The organism is Sphingobacterium siyangense (assembly GCF_007830445.1).
Classification (GTDB): Bacteria; Bacteroidota; Bacteroidia; order Sphingobacteriales; family Sphingobacteriaceae; genus Sphingobacterium; species Sphingobacterium siyangense.
Genome location: NZ_VLKR01000070.1, coordinates 1 through 1342, shown reverse-complemented (window position 1 = coordinate 1342; position 1342 = coordinate 1). Strand labels below are relative to the sequence as shown.

Below are 1342 nucleotides of genomic sequence, written 5' to 3'. Positions count from 1 at the left end.
AGCTCTAAGATACAAATTCTTGCAATAAAAAACAAGCTATTTTAAACCCAAAATACTAATAATCAGTAAATTATAGATGGTTTAAGGAGAGACTATCTAAAAGATAACCTCTCTAATGTTAAAAAAGTAATAGTATCAAATAGCGCGTATTTGAATGAAAAATCTCAAATAAAAATTATAAATTAATAAGTATACTCATGAAAATCACTTCTTTTTCTGTAAGAAATTATCAATTTACCTTAATCATTTTTGTATTAGTTTCGGTTGTGGGTATACTTACATTACTCACAATGCCTCGATCAGAGGATCCAACAACACACCCTCCGGAGTATATTATCACTGTAATATATCCAGGTACAAGTCCTAGAGATATGGAGGAGCAGGTTGTTAAGCCAATTGAGAATAAAATATATGGACTGGAAAATATTGAAAAATTAGTAAGCACGATTGAAGATGGTGTTGCAGTAATTCAGCCAAAATTTAAATATGGTGTAGATGTTGATAATAAATATCAAGAGTTATCTACGGAGATAAATGCTCTTAAAAATAGTGAACTTCCAAAAAACATTAGCCAAATAAAAGTGGAAAAAATAAAATCTTCGGATGTAAAGGTTTTACAAATAGCACTAATTTCTAATGTAGCATCTAATAAAATTTTAAGAGATCAAGCAGATATTTTAAAAACCAAATTAGAGAAAATTACCGATTTAAAGGAGGTTAAGTATTTTGGAGCGCCTGAACAGGAAATTCGTATAGATGTTAATCTTGCTAAGCTTTCCAAATTTAAAATTCCTCTAAATGTAGTTGTTAATAGTTTGCAAAGTGAAGCTTTGGATATTCCTGGCGGTAGCGTTAATCTCGAAAGTAAAGTTTTTAATGTCAAGACAAGTGGGAAATTTAAGGATGTTGACGACGTTGCAAATACTGTAATATACAATTTAAATGGTAAAATTATTTATGTAAAGGATGTTGCAGAAGTAAATTATAAAGATGAATGCATATACCGGAGCATGCTGCCCCCCTGATTCCGGACATAATTTAGGATATCATGTTTGTTTAAGCGCTGCTATCGCATGGCATTCCGTCAGATAATGACCCCTTTGTTGTTCAATCAGTATGATATTTGGAGGCATTTTTACCTCTCCAAGTAATATCTTTCTGTTTAACAACTTATATTCCGGAGCATATTGACCCCTCTAGCACTTTGGGAGCTCCTAGATTCCGGAAGATGTTGACCCCTTGTCTGGGTGTTAATTCGCATATAAATACCCCCAGCAATTCGCATTAAAATGCCACCACCTTAAACAATTAAGGTTTTACTTGTTGAGAGTATAATAAACTC

Annotated in this window: 1 protein-coding gene; it reads left to right on the top strand. The window is 32.3% G+C overall.

What is annotated here, in order from left to right; genetic code table 11:
- The first annotated feature begins 197 nt into the window (after window positions 1-197).
- Window positions 198-1025, top strand: a complete 828-nt coding sequence (locus IQ31_RS27225; protein ID WP_208734399.1) for an efflux RND transporter permease subunit — start codon at window positions 198-200, stop codon at window positions 1023-1025.
- Window positions 1026-1342 lie beyond the last annotated feature (317 nt).

What these genes read in the sequence shown, in the direction of transcription:
- IQ31_RS27225 (WP_208734399.1), top strand. Translation starts at nt 198, where the DNA reads ATGAAAATCACTTCTTTTTCTGTAAGAAATTATCAATTTACCTTAATC.